General features: G+C 39.1%; 19 protein-coding genes and 3 tRNA genes. 17 read left to right on the top strand and 5 right to left on the bottom strand.

The genetic code is table 11. From position 1 onward, the window contains the following. The first annotated feature begins 198 nt into the window (after positions 1–198). The 13 genes from ACJROX_RS29925 (at position 199) to rlmH (ending at position 11,851) form a co-directional block, all read left to right on the top strand. On the top strand, positions 199–1,485 hold the full coding sequence (locus ACJROX_RS29925) for an adenylosuccinate synthase (protein WP_408008794.1): 1,287 nt from the start codon (positions 199–201) through the stop codon (positions 1,483–1,485). Between the two features lie 293 nt (positions 1,486–1,778). Beyond that, a tRNA-Lys gene (locus ACJROX_RS29920) sits at positions 1,779–1,854 on the top strand. Positions 1,855–1,978: 124 nt separating this feature from the next. Beyond that, positions 1,979–2,054: transfer RNA gene (locus tag ACJROX_RS29915), tRNA-Asp, on the top strand. Between the two features lie 28 nt (positions 2,055–2,082). After that, a tRNA-Phe gene (locus tag ACJROX_RS29910) sits at positions 2,083–2,158 on the top strand. 284 nt (positions 2,159–2,442) lie between these two features. Continuing rightward, complete coding sequence (locus tag ACJROX_RS29905; RefSeq protein ID WP_408008793.1) at positions 2,443–3,897, top strand: peptidoglycan DD-metalloendopeptidase family protein; 1,455 nt, start codon at positions 2,443–2,445, stop codon at positions 3,895–3,897. A gap of 258 nt (positions 3,898–4,155) precedes the next feature. Continuing rightward, entirely contained in the window at positions 4,156–4,863 is a 708-nt protein-coding gene (yycF, locus tag ACJROX_RS29900; RefSeq protein ID WP_408008791.1) for a response regulator YycF, read from the top strand. Between the two features lie 4 nt (positions 4,864–4,867). Further along, positions 4,868–6,691: a cell wall metabolism sensor histidine kinase WalK gene (gene walK, locus ACJROX_RS29895; RefSeq protein WP_408008790.1), complete on the top strand. Its 1,824-nt coding sequence runs from the start codon at positions 4,868–4,870 to the stop codon at positions 6,689–6,691. Next, positions 6,691–8,100 (top strand): YycH family regulatory protein, encoded by a 1,410-nt coding sequence (locus tag ACJROX_RS29890; RefSeq protein ID WP_408008789.1) that lies wholly within the window; start codon positions 6,691–6,693, stop codon positions 8,098–8,100. The genes walK and ACJROX_RS29890 overlap by 1 nt, the downstream gene beginning before the upstream one ends. 3 nt (positions 8,101–8,103) lie before the next feature. Beyond that, on the top strand, positions 8,104–8,913 hold the full coding sequence (locus ACJROX_RS29885) for a two-component system regulatory protein YycI (RefSeq protein WP_408008788.1): 810 nt from the start codon (positions 8,104–8,106) through the stop codon (positions 8,911–8,913). Continuing rightward, complete coding sequence (locus tag ACJROX_RS29880) at positions 8,894–9,703, top strand: MBL fold metallo-hydrolase (protein ID WP_408008787.1); 810 nt, start codon at positions 8,894–8,896, stop codon at positions 9,701–9,703. Before ACJROX_RS29885 ends, ACJROX_RS29880 begins: the two co-directional genes overlap by 20 nt. A gap of 143 nt (positions 9,704–9,846) precedes the next feature. After that, entirely contained in the window at positions 9,847–11,046 is a 1,200-nt protein-coding gene (locus ACJROX_RS29875; RefSeq protein ID WP_408008786.1) for a S1C family serine protease, read from the top strand. 84 nt (positions 11,047–11,130) lie between these two features. Then, the gene (locus ACJROX_RS29870) at positions 11,131–11,289 is read left to right on the top strand and encodes a CxxH/CxxC protein (protein ID WP_408011840.1); all 159 of its coding nucleotides are present in this window, start codon (positions 11,131–11,133) and stop codon (positions 11,287–11,289) included. Positions 11,290–11,371: 82 nt separating this feature from the next. Continuing rightward, on the top strand, positions 11,372–11,851 hold the full coding sequence (gene rlmH / locus ACJROX_RS29865) for a 23S rRNA (pseudouridine(1915)-N(3))-methyltransferase RlmH (protein WP_408008784.1): 480 nt from the start codon (positions 11,372–11,374) through the stop codon (positions 11,849–11,851). Positions 11,852–12,083: 232 nt separating this feature from the next. On the opposite strand, the gene ACJROX_RS29860 is transcribed toward rlmH, so the two are convergent. Both ACJROX_RS29860 and ACJROX_RS29855 read right to left on the bottom strand, forming a co-directional pair. Next, on the bottom strand, positions 12,084–12,866 hold the full coding sequence (locus ACJROX_RS29860) for an SDR family oxidoreductase (RefSeq protein ID WP_408008783.1): 783 nt from the start codon (positions 12,864–12,866) through the stop codon (positions 12,084–12,086). 42 nt (positions 12,867–12,908) lie between these two features. After that, a complete protein-coding gene (locus tag ACJROX_RS29855; protein ID WP_408008782.1) occupies positions 12,909–13,682 on the bottom strand; it encodes an SDR family NAD(P)-dependent oxidoreductase in 774 nt (257 codons plus the stop codon). Positions 13,683–13,861: 179 nt separating this feature from the next. On the opposite strand from ACJROX_RS29855, the gene ACJROX_RS29850 reads away from it, so the two are divergent. Further along, positions 13,862–14,473, top strand: a complete 612-nt coding sequence (locus ACJROX_RS29850) for a TetR/AcrR family transcriptional regulator (RefSeq protein ID WP_408008781.1) — start codon at positions 13,862–13,864, stop codon at positions 14,471–14,473. 302 nt (positions 14,474–14,775) lie between these two features. Here the strand turns inward: ACJROX_RS29850 and ACJROX_RS29845 are convergent, their stop codons facing one another. Further along, positions 14,776–15,486, bottom strand: coding sequence for a DUF421 domain-containing protein (locus ACJROX_RS29845; RefSeq protein WP_408008780.1), 711 nt, complete (start codon positions 15,484–15,486; stop codon positions 14,776–14,778). 211 nt (positions 15,487–15,697) lie between these two features. Next, complete coding sequence (locus ACJROX_RS29840) at positions 15,698–16,048, bottom strand: hypothetical protein (RefSeq protein ID WP_408008779.1); 351 nt, start codon at positions 16,046–16,048, stop codon at positions 15,698–15,700. Positions 16,049–16,231: 183 nt separating this feature from the next. Between ACJROX_RS29840 and ACJROX_RS29835 the strand changes: the two genes are divergently transcribed. Together ACJROX_RS29835 and ACJROX_RS29830 are read left to right on the top strand one after the other, a co-directional pair. After that, positions 16,232–16,849 (top strand): NUDIX hydrolase, encoded by a 618-nt coding sequence (locus ACJROX_RS29835; protein WP_408008778.1) that lies wholly within the window; start codon positions 16,232–16,234, stop codon positions 16,847–16,849. A gap of 63 nt (positions 16,850–16,912) precedes the next feature. Further along, the gene (locus tag ACJROX_RS29830; RefSeq protein WP_408008776.1) at positions 16,913–18,265 is read left to right on the top strand and encodes a dipeptidase; all 1,353 of its coding nucleotides are present in this window, start codon (positions 16,913–16,915) and stop codon (positions 18,263–18,265) included. A gap of 62 nt (positions 18,266–18,327) precedes the next feature. On the opposite strand, the gene ACJROX_RS29825 is transcribed toward ACJROX_RS29830, so the two are convergent. Beyond that, on the bottom strand, positions 18,328–19,362 hold the full coding sequence (locus ACJROX_RS29825) for an LLM class flavin-dependent oxidoreductase (RefSeq protein WP_408008775.1): 1,035 nt from the start codon (positions 19,360–19,362) through the stop codon (positions 18,328–18,330). 143 nt (positions 19,363–19,505) lie between these two features. On the opposite strand from ACJROX_RS29825, the gene ACJROX_RS29820 reads away from it, so the two are divergent. Next, entirely contained in the window at positions 19,506–19,847 is a 342-nt protein-coding gene (locus ACJROX_RS29820) for a GyrI-like domain-containing protein (RefSeq protein ID WP_408008774.1), read from the top strand. Positions 19,848–19,908 lie beyond the last annotated feature (61 nt).

Raw genomic sequence — 19,908 nt, 5'->3', positions numbered from 1 at the left:
TTAATTTGACCCGAATAAAGGGGTACAATATAGCCAGGGTATAAAAATTATGGTTGTTCTATGTTATCTAATTACGAACATATTAAAAAATGTCAATATAATCGTTCGGATTTATTGACATTTACACGTTATATTGATAAACTTAGCATTGTTTTTAAAGCAATAGACGAACTGTTACATAACCTTGGAGGTGTAAATATGAGTTCTGTTGTTGTCGTTGGTACCCAATGGGGAGACGAAGGAAAAGGTAAAATTACAGATTATTTATCACAAGATGCGGAAGTTATTGCACGTTATCAAGGCGGAAATAACGCCGGTCACACAATTGTATTTAATGAAAAGAAATATAAACTACACTTGATTCCATCAGGGATCTTTTATGATAACAAGACGTGTGTCATCGGAAACGGGATGGTCATCGATCCGAAGGCGTTGGTCCAAGAATTGGAGTATCTCCACAATCATGGTGTCAACACTGATAACTTACGAATCAGCAACCGTGCCCATGTCATTCTTCCATATCACTTGAAGCTTGATATCTTAGAAGAAGAAAACAAAGGGGAAAACAAAATCGGAACAACGAAAAAAGGGATCGGTCCTGCATACATGGATAAGGCAGCTCGTACAGGAATCCGAATAGCAGACCTTCTAGATAAAGAAGAATTCGCTGAAAAGCTTGAACGTAATTTACGTGAAAAGAACCGGTTATTTGAAAAAGTATATGAAGTTGAAGGCCTGAAATTGGAAGACATCCTCGATGAATACTACGATTATGGTCAGCAAATTGCGAAATATGTAACGGATACTTCAGTCACATTGAATGATGCACTAGATAACGGCCGACGTGTATTGTTTGAAGGTGCTCAGGGAGTCATGCTTGATATCGACCAAGGGACATATCCGTTTGTCACTTCATCTAACCCGATTGCTGGCGGAGTGACAATTGGCTCAGGTGTAGGACCATCCAAGATCCATCATGTCGTAGGTGTCTCCAAAGCGTATACCACGCGCGTAGGAGATGGGCCATTCCCGACAGAATTGAATGATCAAACAGGAGACCAAATCCGTGAAGTTGGAAATGAATACGGGACCACAACAGGGCGACCTCGTCGTGTAGGATGGTTTGACAGTGTCGTTGTCCGACATGCAAGACGTGTAAGCGGGATTACCGATTTATCACTGAATTCGATCGACGTATTGACAGGGATTGAAACATTAAAGATTTGTACAGCATATCAATACAACGGAAAAGTCATCGAAGAGTTTCCTGCAAGCCTTAAAGAGCTTGCTCAATGTGAACCTGTTTATGAAGAAATGCCTGGTTGGACAGAAGACATTACGGGTGTACGCTCGTTAGACGATCTTCCAGAAAACGCTCGTCACTATGTTGAACGAATTTCCCAGTTAACAGGCATTCCATTGTCAATCTTCTCTGTAGGGCCAGACCGTAAGCAGACGAATATGGTAAGAGGCGTATTTGCATAACATATATAACGAAATGAACCAGGTATCTGAGGTGATACCTGGTTCATTTCGTTATATTCAAACTCTTTATGTGTGTGAAATTGATGAATTATGTCGTTTCACCGATAAAGCTCCTAATTCCGCCGATAAATTTATAATTGCGCTCTTAAAAACATTAACCATATATAGGCCTAGTATAAGTGGTCAAAGGATAAGATAAATAGTCTTAAAAACTTGTCGATTTTCGTTGTAATTTAATAGATTACATGATACTATTTAATCTGTCGGTTTAAATCAGAGTTTCATTTTAATAAGAGCCATTAGCTCAGTTGGTAGAGCATCTGACTTTTAATCAGAGGGTCGAAGGTTCGAGTCCTTCATGGCTCACCATTCACTTTTGTAGGGACACTCACCTACGGTTCCCCTGCAGAAGATTAATAGAAGGCATTTTCAGCAGGACTAGTTAACGCGTCGGAGTCCTTCATGGTTCACCATTTACTACAATAAACTAGTTGGACCCGTGGTGTAGGGGTTAACATGCCTGCCTGTCACGCAGGAGATCGCCGGTTCGAATCCGGTCGGGTCCGCCATCTTTAAACTAATTCAATACTTCAATTTGGCTCGATAGCTCAGTCGGTAGAGCAGAGGACTGAAAATCCTCGTGTCGGCGGTTCGATTCCGTCTCGAGCCACCATTAACATTGCATGACTCTGAAATCATGCTTTTTTTATGCAATTTTTTAGGATTAATTTCCTATAAACCCAAATAAATGGAAAAGTTTTTACAACAACAATACAGTTACATTACAATACTATGTAATATATTGTCGGATAATTTGGACTTATGATACCGTTTATAATGGTGTCATATCTATAAATAGACTAAAAGTCACAAAACATATAACCAATATGCTGCAGAATACATAGTAGGAGGGGACAAAAAGTTTTGGGTATGGGGAAGAGTAGACTAAATAGAGCTATGGGAAAAAGTAGGATAAAAAGAGCTAGACTCTGGAGAATTCAAAAAATCGCCTTGTTGACCGTTCTAGTATTTATACTTGGGTCGTTAGGCTTTACAGCCACTACATTAGCTTCGGATGATCGTTTTGAACTTATCAAAACAGTCTATCATGTGTATGTAGATGGGGAAAATATCGGTCTTGTGAGTGAAAAGAGTTTTGTGGATGACATCAAAAAGGATGTCCAAGTGAAAGCTGAAGATCGTTTTAAGAATGTACAGTTGACTATTAACGAAACTATCGAGTACGTTCCTGAAAGAATCTTCAATCCGGAAGTCAATCATTCATCAGTCAAGCAAAAGCTTGAGGATCGTCTTACAATCGGTATACAAGGTGTGGAACTGTCATTAGGTGGAAAAACACTCGGCTACTTCAAGAACGAAGAAGAAGCTCAGGAAGTACTCCGCGAATTAAAGCTAGAATATACGGACAAACAAACACTTGAGGAAGTAGAAGAAGAGAGCGACGAGAATAAAGAAGAGGAAGATAATAAGAAAGAAGATAAAGTTTTAAGTGTATCCTTCGATCAAGAGGTAGATATTGAACCCGCGAAAGTTCAATCAGATGATCTCACAGACCCTGAGGATGCTTTAACCAAATTCGAAATGGGTACCTTGGAGAAACAAAAACATGAAGTCAAAAAAGATGAAACGATCAGATCGATCGTAAAAAAGTATGACCTTAACCAGGAAAAGTTATATGAATTGAATCCTAAGATCAATAAAGATGATAAATTGAAAGAAGGGCAAGAACTGATTGTAATGGCATATGAGCCATATGCTCAAGTGATTGTCAAAGAAAGATTGACGAAGGAATATGCAATCGATCATGAAACAGAAGTTAAAAAAGACGATTCAATCCTAGAAGGTAAAACAAAAATAGAACAAAAAGGTAAAGATGGTAAGAAAGCTGTTCAATATGCCATCACTAAAACAAATGGAAAAGTGACTGAAGAAGAAGTTTTGAATGAGGAAATTCTTTCCGAACCAGTTAAGGAAATTAAGCTGAAAGGGACGAAGGTTATTCCATCACGCGGGACTGGCTCGTTCCAATGGCCAGCAGTTGGTGGTTATGTTTCCAGTCATAAAGGCCAACGCTGGGGTAGAGATCATAAAGGAATCGATATCGCGCGTCCTAGCGAGCGCTCAATCTTAGCGGCAGATAATGGAAAGGTCATATCCGCAGGCTATACAACAGGCGGATATGGGAATAAAATTGAAATAAGCCATAACAACGGATTTAAAACGGTATATGCTCATCTCGCTTCGATTAGTGTTTCACCTGGACAAACAGTCAAAAAAGGACAAAAGATTGGCGTCATGGGATCTACCGGGAATTCAACGGGTGTACACCTGCACTTTGAGCTTTATAAAAACGGTGCACTACAAAATCCCTTAAATTATGTCAGCCCATAAACAGACACCTCTGGCAGGTCATTCCTGCTGGAGGTTTTTCTATAATGAGGTTTTACACCTGTAGATTTCCTCATTCCGACATTGTGTGGTAAAATAAGTGAAAACTATGAAAACAAAGTTTAAAGATATACATTCTATTGAATTGGTTTTAATTTTCACTTAAAGAAAGTATTGCTACTTTCTTCTAGACCTAAGGCTCAGCTATCCAATGGTTTAGCTTTGACCAAGTTTTTCTTTATAAGAAAAGGAGACCAGGATATGGATAAGAAAATTTTAGTTGTAGATGATGAAAAACCGATTGCAGATATTTTGCAATTCAATTTAGAAAAAGAAGGATTCAACGTCATTTGTGCTTACGACGGTGCAACTGCCCTTGAAAAAGCGGAAGAGGAAATGCCGGACATGATTTTGCTGGACATCATGCTGCCGCAAAAGGATGGCATGGAGGTATGCCGTGAAATCCGAAAGAAATATGATATGCCGATCATCATGTTGACAGCGAAGGACTCTGAAATTGATAAGGTTCTAGGCTTAGAGCTTGGTGCGGATGATTATGTGACAAAACCATTCAGCACACGAGAGCTTATTGCGCGTGTGAAAGCGAATATGCGTCGTCACCAACAAGAGGGTGAGCGTGAAGGTCTTGATGGCACAAGTGAAATCAAGATCGGTGCTCTTACAATTCATCCGGAGGCTTATCTTGTGACAAAGCGCGGGGAAACCATTGAGTTGACTCATCGTGAGTTTGAATTGCTTCATTATATGGCTAAACATACTGGCCAAGTTATGACCCGTGAACATCTCCTTCAAACTGTTTGGGGATACGACTATTTTGGTGATGTACGTACCGTAGACGTCACAGTGCGCCGTCTAAGAGAAAAAGTGGAGGACAATCCTAGTCACCCAATGTGGATCATTACGAGACGGGGAGTAGGGTATTATCTAAGAAATCCAGACCAGGAGTAATTAAATGGAAAAGGTTGGCTTCTTTAAATCAATACATTTTAAGTTTGTTGTGGTTTATATACTTCTTATCATAATCGCCATGCAAGTCATTGGCGTTCTTTTTATGGAGCGGCAAGAAGATAAGTTGAAGGATAACTTCACAAAGAATGTCGATGAAAATGCTGAAATGATAGAAGTTAATTTTGAAGAAGAACTAGAAAAGATAATTAATGACACTGAGAAAGAAGAATCTTATCAAAATTTGACATCTCTAATTAGAGACTTGTCATTTTCAGATATGGACCGATTGATGGTTGTAAACACTGATCAGCAGATTATTGCAGCTAGTGAAGAGAGTCTCGTCGGCAGGAAAACTACGCAACCTATGATTTCCCAAGCCTTACTAGGTTCACCGACAAACGATATTTTTCAGAAAAAAGTCGGGGATCAACTTGTCCGTACCTATGTCGTTGCAAAACCGATTCAAAAAGGTACTGATGGGGATGTCTTGGGGACGCTTTATATTGAAGCATCCATTGAAGAAATATACGAATTGTCGCGGACACTCAACGAAATTCTTGCAAATGCGACAATTATTGCCCTGGCAATAACCGCATTATTAGGCATAATTCTCGCAAGAACGATCACCCGCCCGTTAGCAGATATGCAGAAGCAGGCGCAAGTCATGGCGAGGGGAGACTTCACCCGTAAGGTCCGGGTCTATGATAGGGATGAAATTGGACAGTTGGCGGCATCTTTTAATGATCTGACAAACAAGCTGCAGGAAGCGAATGAAATTACCGAAAGTGAACGTACGAAGCTTCGTTCGGTCCTTTCTTATATGACAGATGGCGTTATTGCAACTGATCGTGAGGGTTATATCATTCTTATGAACGATCGTGCAGAGGAAATGCTGTCTTTATCACGCCATGAAGCGATGGGCTTGTTTTTACCAGAAATTCTAGGTTTGGAAGAAGATTTTTCGATTGACCAGCTAGAAGAATCACCGAGTTCATTGATTTTAGACTATAGCTCAAAAGAAGTGCCTTTTATTATCCGTTCAAGTTTCTCTGTCATCCAGAAAGATGATGGTCCGGTGAATGGGATCATCACCGTTTTGCACGACGTAACAGAACAAGAACAAATTGAGAAAGAACGCAGGGAGTTTGTCTCTAACGTATCTCATGAACTAAGGACCCCGTTGACGACAATGAGAAGTTACTTGGAAGCTTTGGCAGAAGGGGCTTGGCAGGATGAAAATCTCGCACCGAAGTTCTTGAAGGTCACTCAGACAGAGACAGAACGGATGATCCGTCTAGTGACGGATTTACTCCAATTATCAAAAATGGATAATAAAGACTATCAATTAAACTTCCAGAAGGTTAATTTGACGGAGATGATGCAACAGGTCATCGATCGGTTTGAGATGTCGAAAAGTGAAAAAATCTCATTTGAAAAGCATTTATACAATAAACCACTGCCAGTAAGAATAGATCCAGATAAAATCATTCAAGTGTTGGATAATATCATCTCAAACGCGTTGAAATATTCACCAGACGGCGGTAAAGTCACCTTCAACCTTAAAAAAGAAGCGACCAATGTTCATATCAGCATAAAAGATGAGGGCGTTGGAATTCCGAAGCAAAACCTTACAAAAATCTTTGAACGATTCTATCGTGTCGATAAGGCGAGGTCACGAGAAATTGGCGGTACAGGTCTTGGACTTGCGATCGCGAGTGAGGTCGTCAAGGCGCATAACGGGGAAATCTGGGCAGAAAGTGAGTATGGAAAAGGCACGACGATTCATGTAAAGCTTCCAACTCATCAAACCAGGGAGGCAAGAGTGTAATGGTATGGAAGAGGATCATCCGTCAACTTAAAAATTTCTATACGACCATTTGGGACAATATTGAAAAATTGAAGACGGTATTGTTATCTCTTCTCATTGTGCTAAGTATTTTCCTGACATTCAGCCTTTGGACATTTACCCCAAATAATAATGTCCTGGAGAATGAAGCGCCGATTGAGACGAAAATCCCTGACGGAAGAAAGGAAAAGCTATCAAACATCATCCAGCCTCGGCAGGTAATTATCCACCATAATTCAAAGCATTATTGGTCTTATTCAACTGACCAAAATAAAGTTTACAATCAGCTGCAGAGTGCTTTGTTGATTGGGAAGGATCAGGTCGAGTTTCAAGAGAATATCTCTTCGGATGGGATAGATATCACTTATCCTACTGGTATACCAGTCAATGTACTCAAAGAGACGTTCAAATTCAGCAATGAAACGCCGTTTTCAAACTATGAGGGAAATGTTGAACGGTTGAGGGTCTATAATGATGAAGGTGCATGGAAAATACAGTTCATTTTCAAAGCTGAAGAAACAAATGAGGATTCAGATGAATATATGGACCCTGTCGTCTATCAATTTGAAATTTCGGATAAATCCACAAAAGCATTGGTTGAAATGATGGTAACTTCGAAGAATACGGTGGAAGTCGAAGAATATGAGCTTGATGGAAATAGTTTCTACTTACCTATTGAAGAAATGAAGGTCGATACCTACTTTTACACAACAAGTGAAGTCGATGTCAACTTATTTGTAAAAGCTCTCCTACCTAGAGATGTGGCTACAAGGAAGACGGACAACAAAATTGTGTATGCGAAATCAAAGAGCCAAATCACTTATCATCAAGACTCTAACGAACTTACTTATATCAATCTGAACAGCCAGGATGAATTGTCAAGACAAAATGCCATCATTCAAAGCCTGGATTGGATCAATAATCATGCTGGGTGGACCAATACATTCCATCTTTATCATTACTACGATTCGTCTTTAGACACCAATACATCCAACCAACAGAAGGAAATTTCCTATCGGATGATCATGAACGGGTTTCCGATCATGGACAATAGCATTGGGCAGATTTCATTAAATTGGATGACGAATCAAGCAAGTGAATATGAACGATCATTAGTCTATTTGAGGGAAGAATTTTATAATGATAAACAGGATTCTCCACCTACAGTGGCAAAAGGAGCCGATGTCATCCGAGCTTTATCAGAACTAAGCAATGCCAACAATATATCGGATATCACGATCGGTTATGCGCTTAAACTTGACCCTGATAGTCAGAATGTAGGTATAGGCAATACGTTGTATTTAGAACCAGCATGGTACTATAAGATCAGATCTTCCTGGTTAAAAGTAGATTTTGAATCGATAGATCCTATCAAGAATGAAGGAGGGTAAACAATGGATTGGAAAAACATCAAAACCATCTTCATATTTACCTTTCTTATTCTAAATTTCTATCTTGGAACAGAATTATACGAAAAAGAATATCCGGATTTCGATACTCTCAAGGAAGAAACCTTAAAAAAGTTGGATATCAAATATGATGAAAAATTACCAACGATTGACCAGGACCTACCGCTTGTGAGCGGGACATCTACAAAGTTTACAGAAGAAAAGGCAGCAGAGTTTACAAAAAAGAATTCCAACCAGGAAGTCACTGTGTTGGCAAACAAGATCATCTATTCCGTATTGGATGAACCTATTTCTCTTTCAACAGACAGTGATAATAAGGCCGAACTTGAAACTTTCATAGAGGAGTATGTCCCGATTCATGAACAATATGAATATTGGAAGCATGATGAGGAGCGTAATCTATATTTATTCAGACAACACAAAGAGGAAGTCCCCTTCTATTTCAGTGATTATGTTACTGAAAATAACTTGACTGGGTTGATTGAGATATCTACCAACCAAGATGATGAGATTACCAGTTATAAGCTGACATCAATGGATATTACCGAAGAGGATACTGACGATAAATTGATTACAGCTGAAGAAGCGTTGTTAGTTCAGAACATACCTCCTGGTACTACTTTGCTAGATATTGATCTAGTCTACTTTACATTGATTACGAATGAAGGATGGAAAGTGTTTGTACCAAGCTGGCACATCGTCACTGAAGATCAAGAGCTGATGGTGGATGCGACCGATTCCTCGGTCATTACGCTTGATAAATACGAAGACGAAGATGAAGAAAGTGAGGAATAACGTGAAGTTTAGTGTTTTGGCTAGTGGAAGTACTGGGAACGCATGTTATGTTGAAACAGATAAAAGCCGCCTGCTTGTTGATGTCGGTTTAAGTGGGAAGAAAATCGAGTCTATGTTCAAAAAAATAAACCGGGATCCTAAATTTCTCGATGGGATCCTCGTAACCCATGAACATAGTGATCATATTAAAGGCTTGGGAATTTTATCACGGCGTTACAAACTGCCGATCTATGCCAATGAAAAAACGTGGCTTGCTATGGAAAACCAAATCGGCAAAATACCGACTGATCTGAAGTTCCACTTCGAATGTGAGCGGGTACAATCCTTTGGTGATTTGGATGTCGAGTCATTCGGTGTATCGCATGATGCCGCCTCACCCCAATTTTATGTTTTTCATCAAGGAGCTAAGAAGTTCACGCTAGCAACCGATATGGGCTATGTCAGTGATCGGATCAAAGGCACAGTTAAAGATTCAGACATGATTATTTTCGAATCGAACCACGATATCGATATGTTGATGATGGGGAGATACCCATGGAATATCAAGCGTCGGATCCTCGGCGATCAAGGCCATGTATCCAATGAAGACGCCGGTGAAGCCCTGGCTGAAATAATCGGTGACAAAACACGTCGTATTTATCTGGCCCATCTAAGCAAGGATAACAATATGAAAGATCTAGCTAGAATGTCGGTTCAGCAAACCTTGGAGAATCGCGGATTTGAAATCGGTGAAAAGGTAGCCCTCTATGATACGGACGCAGAAGTTCCGACAGAACTTATAACTGTATAGAAAGTACAGGTTTAAAAACTGTCAGTTACGGAAATATAGTAAGTGGTTTATAAATGTCAAAAATCACCCATATTCCGGAGTCTGACGGTTTTTTTTGTTTATAATGGGCATAACAAGGATAACTGAAAGGGAGGATGAGATAAATGGGTTACTATGATGAAGATCCTCGTAATCCTCAAAGACAAAAGGGGAACAAATCAAGAGGCTTTTTAATGGGTTTGACAGGTGTCCTGTTAGGAGCTCTCCTCGTTATTTTTGCTACTGACTTCGGGTTATTTTCAGATATGGAATTAAACCCGAACAAGGACGCTGCAGGGGATACAGAACAAAATGTAACGAATGAAACGGTAAACGTCGATGTCAATACAGCAATTACAGAAGCCGTCGAAAAAGCACAAGGCTCGGTCGTCGAGGTCGAGAATATACAGAGATCAAGTATGTTTTCACAGGAAAATCAAGCTGGTGTCGGCTCCGGTGTCATTTATAAAAAAGAAGGCGGTAAGGCATTCGTCGTCACCAATGCACATGTTGTTGCCAATGCGACTCAATTAGAAATCGCCCTTGTAGATGGCACTAAATTAGAAGCTGAGCTGCTCGGCTTTGATCAGATTATGGATCTGGCTGTGTTACAGGTTGATGGAAGCAAAGTCGAGGAAGTTGCAGAGTTTGGTAGTTCCAGCAATTTAAAACCTGGGGAACCCGCCATTGCCATCGGAAATCCTCTAGGAAACTTTCCTGGTACAGTCACACAAGGAATCGTCAGTGCCGCTGATCGTACGATTCCTGTAGATCCTAATGGTGATGGACAGCCCGATTGGCAAGCTGAAGTCATCCAGACAGATGCAGCAATCAACCCTGGTAATAGTGGTGGTGCTTTAATCAATATTAAAGGCCAAGTAATTGGTATCAATTCAATGAAAATAGCACAACAAGCAGTAGAAGGGATCGGATTTGCAATTCCTTCTGATATTGCCCAGCCGATCATAGAGGACCTTGAGAATCATGGAAAAGTTATGCGGCCATATATGGGAGTTGAAATTGTACCGCTTGCTCAAGTATCGAACTATCACAGACAACAAACCCTGAAGATTCCGAATGATGTAAGTCAAGGAGTTGTCGTAATGGGAGTTGAATCGACATCGCCTTCAGCAGAGGCAGGCTTGAAGGAATTTGATGTCATTGTCGAGCTGGATGGCGAGAAGATCAACTCACCAGCTGAATTAAGAAAACATCTTTATACAAATAAAGAAATCGGAGATGAAATGGAAATCACGTATTATCGTGAAGGGGAAAAGAAGACGACAACAATGACATTAGGAGAATCAAAAGGATCGGGAGAGTAATCAAGACTCTCCCTTTTTCATGTAAAAATAACGATTATGCTACACTATTAACATGTGAATAAGCTAAAAGGAAGTGAACCAAAAGTGATCGCATGCTGTAAAGAACATGTAGAACTCGCTTTAGAAATTATCGTTGATGAATATGAAACAGCTCCTGCAATGAAAGAACTCACAGAGGCAGAAAAATTATCCACAACCTGTGAATATTGTAAAAATAACGCCATATATATGGTGTCAAACTAATGTTCCTATACAGAATGTGGATAGAAAATGTGTATATGTGGATAAATTTTGTGGATAAAGTGTTTATAGGGGTGAACAACCTGTGAATATACAAATCATCACTGTAGGAAAGTTAAAAGAGAAGTATTTAAAACAAGGGATCTCAGAGTATGTAAAACGGCTTGGGCCTTATGCCAAAATTGAAGTAATCGAGGTTTCAGATGAGAAGGCTCCAGAACAATTAAGTGAGAATGAGATGGAGCGGGTAAAGGATGAAGAGGGTTCACGTATCCTCACAAAAATCGGCCAGGATGTCTATGTCATAGCACTTGCTATTGAAGGGAAACAAAAGACATCAGAGCAGTTTGCTAAAAATTTGGATCAGCTCGCTACCTATGGAAAATCGAAAGTAGCCTTCGTGATCGGAGGTTCTTTAGGATTAAGTGAAGCAGTCTTAAAAAGATCGAATGACCAGCTATCCTTTTCCAAAATGACTTTCCCTCATCAACTCATGCGCTTGATCCTGGTTGAACAGATTTATAGAGCGTTCAAAATCAATCGCGGAGAACCGTATCATAAGTAAATGAGGTTTTTTGAAGAGTGAGCAATTAGAAGCACCACTTTCTAAGATTTAGTAAAACAACCTTCCAGAGCACATAAAAAAAGAGCAAAAGCGTTAATAGAAGGTTTGGGAGATAAATTTTGGAATTTAGATCATTCATTCGGTGAATAGTCAAAGGGTAGTACAAAACAAAAAACGACCACAAAGTCGTTTTTTGTTTTGTCATATAATAGTTTTGCGTAAAATCAATCTATTAGTATTTATAAGATTGGCCACCGTCAATCGGAATAACTACACCATTGATAAAATCTGCTTGATTAGACAATAGAAATGCGACTAAATAGCCAACCTCTTCAGGTTTACCAAAACGTTTCATTGGGTTGACACTGACAAACTCTTTTCCAGCAGCTTCCCAATTGTCTCCACCAATTTGTTTTAATGATGCTTCAACCATCGGTGTCATAATTGCACCAGGTGCGATCGCTTTAATGCTTACACCGTATTGACCATATTCTACACCTGAATTTCGAGTTAGGCCAACAACTCCGTGTTTACTTGCCGCATATCCAGATTGGTTACCAACACCACGAATACCACCAACAGAAGCTGTGTTCACGATGGAACCAAATCTTTGTTTTTTCATTTCTTTTAATACATATTTCATTCCGTAGAAGACACCATTCAAATTCACGCTAACTACACGGTTAAATTCGTCAATCCCAAAGTCTTCTGTTAGATTTTGTTTTCCTTCAATTCCCGCATTGTTGAAAAAGCCATCAATCTTACCAAATGTATTAATTGTAAACTGCACGTATTTTTCCACTTCTTTTTCGTCCGCAACGTTTGCTACGACTAATTCAACCACTGCCTCGGGAGCATCAGCAAGAATTTCAGATTTACTCTCTTCTAAAGCACTGCTGTTCAAATCAACAAGGACGAGCTTAGCACCTTCTTTTGCAACTTCCAATGCTGCGGCTCTACCTAAACCTGAGCCACCTCCAGTAACGACAACTACTTTATCTTCAAATCGTTTCATATCTAAATGCACCTTCCCTACTAAATTTAAAAGATCATATAATTACACGTTGTATAAAGCACCATCGATCGTGAATGAAGATGAGCTTACATAAGAAGCTTCGTCAGACAGTAAAAACGCAATTACGTTAGCTACTTCTTCAGGTTCACCGTAGCGTTTCATTGGTACTGCATCGTTATAAGCTGCTTGTGCTGCTTCTGCTGCACCTGGCGCGACATTTGCTTCAATTTTACGCATCATTTGTGTATTAATCACTCCTGGGTTTACTGTGTTCACACGAACGTTATATGCTGCTGCTTCTAAAGCGGCAACTTTATTAATACCCATTACAGCATGTTTAGATGAGTTGTATAATACCATGCTTGGTGAACCAATTAAACCTGCTACAGATGAAGTATTAACAATTGAACCAGATTTTTGTGCTTTCATTATTGGCAATACATATTTAAGACCGAAAAGTACGCCTTTTACATTAATCCCGTATACGAAATCAAAATCTTTTTCTGTAACTTCTTCAAGTGGTTTAGCTGGACCTTCAACGCCTGCGTTATTTACAAAGCCATCAATACGACCAAATTTAGAAATCGCTTGATCTACATAATTTTTAACATTTTCTTCATTTGAAACATCCGCTTTTACTACTAAGCTATTTTCTTCTGTTAAACCAAGCTCAGCTTGAACGGCTTTGATTGCATCTTCATTTAAATCAACTAATACAACTTTCGCTTGTGCGTTAGCTAATTTTTGTACGACTTCTTTCCCAATACCACCTGCTGCACCTGTTACGATTGCTACTTTACCTGCTAATCTTGTCACGTTGACCTTCCCCCTTGTTTAGAATATAAAGTGAAATTTATCTCGAATTCGAGATAAATTGAACACTTTAAGCATAAAACATGTGTGAAAGGGCTTCAATATGCAATAATAATAAAAATGTCTGTTAATCAACATATTTTTAGATTTTGTACGTTAAAAGTGTAAGAAGGAGCTTTCGAATGTCTATGCAACATCCCGACAAACGTGTAAGAAGAACAAAAGAGAAGTTTAGTCAAGTTTTATTATCGTTAATGGAAGAAAAAAGCTTTGATGACATTACAATTACGGAAATTGTAAAGGCTGCGGATTTCAATCGAGGTACTTTTTATGCACATTATGAAAAAAAGGAAGATTTATTAGAAGAGATCATTGAAGAAATGTTTGAAAAAATGACGGAAGTATTCCGGGAACCATATCTCAATTTATCAGTTGTAGATTTCAATGAAATACCGTCAAGTTCAATTATCTTATTTGATCATTTTTTAGAAAACAAAAGATTCTATAAGCTTATGTTGAGTCCAACAACAACCTACAATTTTCATGAGAAATTGATACAAAAATTAGACAAGTTATTCCGAGAAGAATTTGAATTCTTGATTACTGAGATAGACCCCAATATTGATATCCAACTTTTTAGCACATATCGTATACATGGTATTATTGGATTGATTCTAGAATGGATTGAAAGTGATTTTACAAAATCATCTTCGTATATGGGAGATCAACTCATTCATATTTTGAAATTTTATACACCGAAAATCTATATCAAAAAGAAAAATGATAAGGAATAACTATTGGTTAAACGAACAGGTGCGTTCATCCAAGAAGGCTTAACGCTCTTTTTGTTGAACTTATTGAACTAAAAGGTGCAGGTTAGGTTTATTTTTCACTAATATTGAAGTTTTAAAAGTTAAGATAGCTTGAAAGGAGGCTATTGGTTGAAAAAATTACTATTCATTTTATTTACCTAAATTCTTGGTACTTGCAGTCAACTGGAACTGGTGAAAGCAAACATCAAATTTAAACTTAAAACCTCATTTAGATTCATCGCGGAGAACCGTATCATAAATAGCACATATTCGTTTCTTTGAATTTATTTAGGCTTCAAACTCCCATGATGTTGATGTGGGTTATGAGGGACAACAAATAATCCATCGTTTTCTAACCATTCAGCAAAAAGGACGTCCTCGATCCTGCTTATCCCAATGGGTAATAGCTGATTTCTTAGCCATTGGTCATCTTTGTTTATTTCTTTTAAATTTGCTTTGATCAATTCACCGTCTCTGATTAGTGTTATCGGTAAATAAACATGGTGAGGGGGCATGTTAAAGTCTTGTAGGGTTGTTTTTTGATACGGTGATTTTTTTAACACACTAATAGACCCATTCGATTCAATGAATGCGAATGCTACTTCACGAATGGAGAAAGTTTCACTTTGGCGGAGTAAACTTTGTAATTGATTAATGTTCATACGGCTCTTTTTTAACTGTTCAAAATCAATCTGTCCATTACGAATTACCATCGAAGGTTTGCCTTCGAAAGAACTTCTTAATAATAAGGATTTTTGGGATAGGTATTCAACTGAAAATAGTAAACCTCCCCATATGAGTATAGTGAATGGGATATGAGTAATCGGTATTGTCTTCTGATAGACAGCATTCCCCAACAATTCACTTAGGACGATTGCTGAAATAAAGTGAAATGGAGTAAATTGGTCTATTAACTTCTTCCCTATAATTCTAACTAGTAAAAAAAGCAAAAAGAAGCCTAAAACTAGCTTACTAGATATTTGTATCAATTCCACTGTTTATTCCCCCAAATAATACTTAAACTATAAAATTACTACACTATCATGTTTTCCAAGGTTAAATTGAAAAATACATATTTAATTCAGAATGATTTTCAAGATAAATGAGATAAGTGCTCAAAATCACCTTTTGTTTAGGGAATATACGATGAACCGAAACACAAAGGGGGATAATATTAAAGCAAGTATTAACTTGCTGACCTACTTTTTATCCGTATAGTTCAATCGTATAACTCCCTCTTTCATTAACAAGAGAAAATCCGATGTCTTCAAATCGGTACCGAGTCGAATCCTCCAGCGGAATTTCGTAAGAGGAAGCCGGAAGAGGCTGCCCACTTTGGCCATCCGTTTCCGTTGTTCCCACACCAATCAAATGAATCGAATGCATTGGCTCATAATCATCGATTCTTCTTGTATCTTTATGATAAGAAATATCCTCTAATTTCATGATGATGGTATCCTGATCACCGAGTTCCTGCTTGGTTATTTTAATGGTTTTTCCGCTCCATTGCTGTATTAATTGATTGAATTGTTCCACGGTTAAGTATTGCTCGTTCATATGTATCCCTCCTGCCTTTTATATTTTCCCAGAAAATCAGGAATCATACTGTTGAAACTTTTTATTTTTACTTAATTCTAGGAAAATCACTATAATTAGAATATCAAGGTGAAATTGACAGAAGCGACAATGATATTGATTTGTTCTGTTATAGTAAAGATAAATGATACTTGGAGTGTTCTTATGATACGAGAAAATATTATCAGGAAAATGAAAGACCATACTCCCACCATTATCGGAAATAAAGTGTTGAACCATTATTCTGTTCTTCTCCCCTTGATCGAAAAGGAGGACGGACTCCATATCTTATTTGAAGTCCGCTCCCTCCATATGAGACGTCAGCCAGGAGAAATCTGCTTTCCAGGGGGAAAAGTAGATATCCAAGACAAGATGGCACAAGATGCAGCGATAAGAGAAGCGAAGGAAGAGCTCGGGATTACAGACAAGGAGATAAAAGATGTGTTTCCTTTCGACTATATGCTCTCCCCATTTGGTATGATGGTGAACACATATGTGGGATTTTTAGACTGTAACTCAAATCACATAGAACCGAATCAGGATGAAGTAGAGGAGGTGTTTACTGTTCCGCTTTCTTTTTTCAAAAACACCCTACCAGAGATTCATCATGTAAATTTTGAAGTGAAGCCAGAAGAAGGGTTCCCGTTTGATTTGATTGCAAATGGCAAGGATTATCAATGGCAGACGCGGAAAATCGAAGAATACTTCTATATGTATGAAGGAAAGGTGATATGGGGACTTACTGCAAAAATCCTGTATGCTTTTATTAAATTTATCGAGTAAGAAGTCAATCTATTACTAGATGTTACACTAATTATTAAAGTAGATATATGTGGAGGTTATGATTTGAAGGAATCCATCGCGCTACATAAAGATCAATATGTTGAGCAATTAAAGGAATTTTTAGAGATACCAAGTATTTCGACTCTGCCTGATCATAAAGATGACGTCCATAAAGCGGCAAAATGGCTCGCTGTCTCACTTGAACAGATTGGAATGGAAAATATCGAACTCATCGAAACAGAAGGCCATCCGATTGTCTATGCAGACTGGCTGCACGCGAAAGGTAAGCCGACTGTACTTGTCTATGGCCACTATGATGTCCAGCCGGCAGATCCTATTGAACTATGGGAGTCACCTCCATTCGAGCCGGAAGTGAGAGAGGATAAGCTTTATGCTAGAGGTGCTACAGATGATAAGGGACAGCTTTTCATACATGTAAAGGCGCTTGAAACCTTGATCAATGAAGATGGAGAGCTTCCGGTCAATGTAAAACTTTGTATAGAGGGTGAAGAGGAACAAGCAAGCCCTAATCTACCTCCTTTTATACAAGAGAATCCTGAAAAGTTATCTTGTGATGCAGTGCTTATTTCGGATACCTCGTTCATTGAAAAAGGCCAGCCTGCGATTTGCACTTCTCTTAGAGGTGCGCTTGCCATGGAACTTAGCTTAAAATCTGCGAACTCCGACCTTCATTCGGGAGTTTACGGAGGAGGCGTTCCTAATGCTGCTCATAATCTAGTACGCCTATTGGATTCTTTCCATGACCAAAATGGAAAGATTGCAGTCGAAGGATTTTATGAAGGAGTCCCTGCTCTGACAGAAGAATTGAAGCATGAAGTGTCAGCAATTCCATTTAACGAGGAGAAAACAAAGAAAGAGCTAGGATTGGAAGCCTTATTTGGTGAAGAAGGGTTTACGTTCTTAGAGCAAACAGGAGTCAGGCTTACCCTTGAAATCAATGGCATTACAGCTGGTTTTCAGGGAGAAGGCATCAAAACGATCGTTCCATGCGAAGCGAGTGCTAAAATCAGCTGCCGTCTTGTCGGAGAGCAAGATCCGCAGACGGTTTATGAACAGATTGAAAAACATGTGCAAATAAATAAACCAGTTGGGACGAAAGTCAAATTAAAGCAGACCATCAAAGCTAATCCTGTCTCACTGGACTCTCAGAATCCGATGATACAAAAGGCGGCAGATGCTTATGAGGCAGTATATAAAGTCCGTCCTCTGTTTCCGAAAGAAGGCGGGTCCATCCCGATCGTAGAGGTATTTTCAAGAGTGCTTGGTACACCGGTTGTGTTAATGGGTTTTGGTCTTCCTTCTGAAAATCTCCATGCACCGAATGAGCATTTCCATCTAGAGAATTTTACTAAAGGGATTGAAACAGTCTGTCAATACTTAAAATCACTATCCTGATAACCTGATATAAGAATTAAGGAGCCAGTTTTGAAAATGAACATGGCTCCTTTTCCTTATTTTTAGCTTTTTATAATTTCTGCAAGGATTTCATACGAGCGGAGACGGGCTTTATGATTGTAGATTTGAGAAGCGACGATCATTTCATCAGCTTCTGTCTCTTCAAGAAAATGATCAAGTTTTTCCCTGACTGTTTCAGGGCTTCCAATGATAGAGCCGCCTAATTGCTGTTGTAAAGCGGCTTTTTCATATTCTGTCCATCTTCCTTCCATACTTTCAACAGGCGGCTGCAGCGGTACCAGCTGGTTACGGATCAGATTCAAAAATTGTTGCTGTAGAGATGTTGCTAATAGCTGTGCTTCCTCATCCGTGTCTGCTGCTATAACATTGACACCAACCATAGCATAAGGTTTTTCAAGGAACTCAGATGGTTCGAAGAATCGGCGATAGACTTGTAAAGCCGGTAAAGTGTTGTTAGGTGAAAAATGGCTGGCAAAAGCGAATGGCATGCCTTCCTTGGCAGCCAGCTCGGCACTGAACCCGCTCGATCCCAATAACCAAATTGGAATATCCAATCCTTCTCCAGGAAACGCTCGTACACGTATTTTACCGCGAGCCATTGAAGGGTCGAAATAGGTGCGTAATTCTGCCAATTGTTCCGGAAAGTCCTGGGCATCCTGTTTATGATTCCTTCTTAAGGCGTATGATGTGGTCTGGTCGGTTCCAGGAGCCCGGCCTAGCCCGAGATCAATTCGACAAGGAAACATCGATTCAAGGGTTCCAAACTGCTCAGCAATCACGAGTGGCGCATGATTCGGCAGCATAATCCCTCCTGATCCCACACGTATCTTAGAAGTGTTCGCTGCTACATGTCCAATTACCACCGAAGTTGCAGAGCTTGCGATCGCAGGCATATTGTGATGTTCGGCTATCCAGTAACGATTATAGCCCCATCTTTCAGCATGCTGGGCTAAATCCACTGTATTTCGAAAAGATTCGGATGGTGTACCGCCAGCAAGGATAGGAGCAAGATCAAGGACTGAAAAAGGAATATCTTTAATCGATTTATGTGAACCCATACTATCATCTTCTTTCATTTGTTTAGTAACTTGTTAATAGTGTACCAAGATTCTACTCATTTTCAAAAAAAGAAACCTCAACTGATTCGGTGAAAAAATGGAAGATTTTTTCATGTTCATAGATTTAAAATATAATAAACCGATTGGGAGGGATTATATTCATGTCCGTGGAGCAAAAGAATTCAGTAACATTAGTGACTGAAGGAGCATTTAAAGCAATTGGATTGAAATGGGAAGGGACTTTTGAAGCGGCTTTTGCTGGAGAAATACGAGACGTGCAGAAAAAAATGCATGAACGACTAAATGAAATCGCATATGTTGAGAACCCGGATGTATTACTAGGGTTGTCTTACCACGCTACTCCAGGCGGTTCAGGGTTTACTCACTACTCTGTCGTAAAAGTGTTACAGGTAGAAGAAGTTCCTACCGATATGGTAAAGATATCAGTCCCTGAATTAACCTATGCTAAATGTGAACACCATAAAGGACAATCAATCATATAACAACATATATGGATGGATTAAGAAGGAAGGATACAAGGAAAACAATGTTGATGATCTTACT

Source organism: Pseudalkalibacillus sp. A8 (assembly GCF_045920555.1).
GTDB lineage: Bacteria > Bacillota > Bacilli > Bacillales > Fictibacillaceae > Pseudalkalibacillus.
This window is presented reverse-complemented; position numbering and strand designations above follow the sequence as displayed.